Source organism: Paraburkholderia sp. J7 (assembly GCF_905220155.1).
Taxonomy (GTDB): Bacteria; Pseudomonadota; Gammaproteobacteria; order Burkholderiales; family Burkholderiaceae; genus Paraburkholderia.
In genome coordinates this window covers 1-530 of the sequence record NZ_CAJMYZ010000094.1, presented here as the reverse complement: position 1 = coordinate 530, position 530 = coordinate 1, and the positions used below count along the sequence as shown (strand labels likewise).

The following is a 530-nucleotide window of genomic DNA, read 5'->3' as shown; positions in this document are numbered from 1 at the left end:
GCGTTCCAGGGCTTCGTGTCGCCGGAATCGTTCACGTTCTGGGAATCGGTCGTCGTGCTCGCCTGCGTGGTGCTGGGCGGCATGGGCCACATCCCCGGCGTGATTCTCGGCGCCGTGCTGCTCGCCATTTTCCCCGAGTTCCTGCGCTCGACGATGGGTCCGCTCCAGCACATGCTGTTCGGCCACGAAATCGTCGATACGGAAGTCATCCGCCAGTTGCTCTACGGCCTCGCCATGGTCGTCATCATGCTGTATCGCTCGGAAGGCCTGTGGCCCGCGGCGAAGCACGAGGACAAGATCGCCAAGATCGCCAAGCGCGCCAGCAAGAAGCCGATTCGCGCATAACGGGGAGAACAGACTATGAGCAACAAATCCATTCGCCTGTCCGTGAAGGGCGTGAACAAGCGCTTCGGCGGCCTGCAGGCGCTGTCCGACGTCGGCCTGCAGATCGAGGAAGGCACGATCTACGGCCTGATCGGTCCGAACGGCGCCGGCAAGACCACGTTCTTCAACGTGATCACCGGTCTCTA

Annotated in this window: 1 protein-coding gene and 1 pseudogene; both read left to right on the top strand. The window is 62.5% G+C overall.

Going from position 1 to position 530, the window contains the following annotated elements:
* Window positions 1-345 (top strand): annotated as a pseudogene (locus U5A58_RS40480) (ABC transporter ATP-binding protein); the annotation flags it as partial.
* A 15-nt stretch (window positions 346-360) separates the two neighbouring features.
* Window positions 361-530 (top strand): ATP-binding cassette domain-containing protein (locus U5A58_RS40475; protein ID WP_321965463.1); only part of this gene is annotated, 170 nt, incomplete at its 3' end.